3 protein-coding genes and 1 pseudogene are annotated in these 3,345 nt (G+C 38.2%); all 4 read left to right on the top strand.

What is annotated here, in order from left to right:
- Positions 1 to 771, top strand: a 771-nt coding sequence (locus RT405_RS10660) for an SDR family oxidoreductase (protein ID WP_313469609.1), incomplete at its 5' end; no start/stop codon positions are given.
- 61 nt (positions 772 to 832) lie between these two features.
- Positions 833 to 1,912, top strand: a complete 1,080-nt coding sequence (locus RT405_RS10655) for a general stress protein (protein WP_313469608.1) — start codon at positions 833 to 835, stop codon at positions 1,910 to 1,912.
- A 156-nt stretch (positions 1,913 to 2,068) separates the two neighbouring features.
- Complete coding sequence (recX, locus tag RT405_RS10650) at positions 2,069 to 2,929, top strand: recombination regulator RecX (RefSeq protein WP_313469606.1); 861 nt, start codon at positions 2,069 to 2,071, stop codon at positions 2,927 to 2,929.
- Positions 2,926 to 3,345 (top strand): annotated as a pseudogene (locus tag RT405_RS10645) (A/G-specific adenine glycosylase); the annotation flags it as partial. The gene recX and the pseudogene RT405_RS10645, both read left to right, overlap by 4 nt.

Raw genomic sequence — 3,345 nt, 5'->3', positions numbered from 1 at the left:
GATTATATGGCAGCCGGTAAATTAAAAGGCAAAAAAACATTGATCACTGGTGGCGACAGTGGAATAGGACAAGCTGCCGCTTTAGCTTTTGCTAAAGAAGGGGCTGATGTCGCAATCGTGTACTTTGAATCTGATCAAGATGCTGATTTTACCGAAAACCGTATTAAAGAGTTAGGACAAAAAGCGCTAGTATTTAAAGGCGATGTGGGCGATGAATCTTTCGCCAAAGAGACTGTCGCTAAGGTAATTGCAGAGTGGGGCGCTTTAGACGTTTTAGTCAACAATGCCGGTGAACAACATTACCAAGAAAAAATCGGAGATATTACGGCAGAACAATTAGACCGGACATTCCGTACCAATATTTTTGGTATGTTTTATATGACAAAAGCAGCTATGCCTCATCTTAGTGAAGGAGCTTCTATTATCAATACTTCGTCAATCACCGCTTACCGTGGCAGTTCAACCTTGCTTGATTATTCGGCAACAAAAGGTGCGATTGTATCCTTTACACGTTCGCTATCTCAAAATTCAGAAGTTACAGAAAAGAAAATCAGAGTAAACAGTGTAGCACCAGGTCCAATCTGGACACCGTTGATTCCAGCTACTTTCCCTGAGAAAAAATTAGAAAAATGGGGCAAAGATGGCGCATTAGAACGCCCAGGACAGCCATATGAGTTGGCGCCGGCATACGTTTATCTAGCCAGCTCAGATTCAAGTTATGTTACGGGGCAAACGATTCATGTCAATGGCGGAGTGGTCGTAAATGGTTAATCAGTTAAGTCGAGATAAAATTGATTTATAATACACACGACAAAAAATGGAGTGATGGATAATGAGCAAAGTAGTAGAATCTTCCTATCAGACAGTAGATGAAACGCTTGCTGCAGTTGAAAGGTTACTAAGTGAAGGGCGGTTAATGAATGATATTGTTATTGTGACAAGTCGCGAAAATCATTCAAACATTCAAAATCGAACCGTCGTTGAAGTGGACCGAATAGCAGCAGATGGCGATAAGAACATGTGGGAAAAGTTTAAACATATGTTTACAGATGAACCAGAAGATAGTGCATTGGAACATTATGGAATTGATAAACAAACAGCTTTACGGTATAACAGTACTCTTCAAGCAGGCAATTACGTTATTCTAGTAGAAGAAAAAACGGATATTCCTCTGCAGTATCATTTAAAAGATGAACCAATTGATTTAAGCCAAACGACCAATGAAACTATAACTGCTAAACCTATTGGACAGTCAGGAAGTGGAACAAAAATAGCAATAAATACGTCTGATCCAAGAGGGCAAAGTGCTGAATACAATGATCAAGATTCTCACTTAAAAGATGAAAAAGTAGTGTTTGACGACAATCGATTCCCAGAAAAAAAAGAAGACCCATCAGATGCAACTAGCGGATTCCAGAAAGCCAGACAAACAAAGCCGATTGGACAGTCAGGCAGCGGGACTCGTGTATCTGCTAATACTTCTCAACCAACTGGAAAGAGTGCAGAATACAATGATCAAGACGCACAATTAAGCGAGCGTACTGTTCAGTCAGATGAAAATCTCTTTTCAGGAAAAAAAGAGGAAAATCAAAATACAAACTCCAGCCAACCCGAAACAACAAAGTCAGGATTTATTGAAAAAGAGATAGATAATTCGCATGATATAAAAGAGAAGGCAAAAGCAGCAGAATCGCAAGATGAAGCCATTGAGTCGCAAAAAATAGTCCGAAGTCAAAACCAGCAAATCAAGAAAAATCCTTTACAGGGAGATGCTACAGATGCAACCGATTTTGTAGAGGACAATTTCCGGCAAACTGCAGTAGAAGACTCGGAAACGCTTCCTCGTTTTAATGGCAGTTCAATTACCGGACAGCCCAACGTTGATCCGTTACTAGATCACTCAGAAGATTAAAAAGATGGAACGAAAAGTGGTAGAATGAGAGCCTTACAGCTTTCATTCTAGTGCTTTTTTGTTGTTTTGATAGTGAAAGCAAACTTCTGTTCGGTTTTTTTATTAGTTTATGGTATACTGGTAAAACTGATGAACTGATAAGGAGGGTCAATAATCATGACAGATGATTCATTGAAGAGCATCATTTCTTTAAAAAGTACTTCAAATGAAGGAGTACCTAAGATAACAAAAATTGAAACTCAAAAGCGCAAGGGACGGTATAACATTTACTTAGATGAAGCGTATGCGTTCCCTGTGGATGAAGCGATTTTAGTGAAATATGCTTTATTTAAAGGAATGGAAATCTCTGATGCATTTCGCAAAGAACTTGAAGCAGAAGATGGTGTTAGGAAAGCCTACACTCGTGCTTTAAATTATTTGAATTATGGGTTACGTTCTGAAAAAGAAGTGCGAGATGATTTAGCAAAACATGATTTTTCAGACGATGCAGATGAAGTAATCGAAAAATTAGAAGAACAAGGTTATCTAAATGATTTAATGTATGCGGAAAGTTATACCCGAACCGGCGCAAATGTTGGAGGGAAAGGGCCGCGAAATATTAAACAAGAATTAAAAAAACGCGGGATCTCGGAAGAAAATATTGAAAAAGCGGCTGAACAGTATCCGTTTGATCAGATGGTTGAAAACGGTATTCAGCTAGCTGAAAAAGTCCTCCGACGTTCTTCGCAGCATTCAACGCGGGAAACCAATAATAAAGTACGACAACAGTTGATGCAAAAAGGTTTTGATTCAGATATCATTACTCAAGTCTTAGAAGAAGTCAGCACAGAAAAAGCAGAAGATGAAGAATATGCTGCAATAAAACAGCAAGGCGATAAAATTTGGCGGAAACAAGCTAAATTAAAAGGCTATAAAAAAATTCAAAAAGTTAAAAGCAGTTTATTTCAGAAGGGATTTTCGGGTGAACTGATTACTCAATTTATTGAAGAAAAAGAAATGGAAGATCAGAACGAATGACAGACAAAAAAGTACTTGATGAGAAAGAAACAAAAGAAATTTATGGCATTAAAATGTGGCCGCAAGAAAAAATAGAACGTTTCCGAGCAACCCTATTGAGCTGGTATGATATAGAAAAAAGAACCTTGCCTTGGCGACTCAATAATGATCCTTACCGTATTTGGGTTTCTGAAATTATGCTTCAGCAAACTCGAGTCGATACGGTCATTCCTTATTATTTGAATTTTATGAAACAATTTCCAACGATTAAAGCTTTGTCTGAAGCAGAAGAGGATCGGTTATTAAAAGCCTGGGAAGGGTTAGGATATTATTCTCGAGTTCGCAATATGCAAAAAGCTGCTATTCAGATTATGGAAGATTATGAGGGAGAAATGCCGCGTGATCCAAAAGAAATCATTAAATTAAGCGGAATCGGT

Origin of the sequence: Carnobacterium sp., from assembly GCF_032094055.1 — a bacterium.
Lineage (GTDB): Bacteria > Bacillota > Bacilli > Lactobacillales > Carnobacteriaceae > Carnobacterium_A.
The sequence above is the reverse complement of the archived record's forward strand: the minus strand, read 5'-3'. Positions and strand labels throughout refer to the sequence as shown.

What these genes read in the sequence shown, in the direction of transcription:
- RT405_RS10655 (WP_313469608.1), top strand. Translation starts at nt 833, where the DNA reads ATGAGCAAAGTAGTAGAATCTTCCTATCAGACAGTAGATGAAACGCTT.
- recX (WP_313469606.1), top strand. Translation starts at nt 2,069, where the DNA reads ATGACAGATGATTCATTGAAGAGCATCATTTCTTTAAAAAGTACTTCA.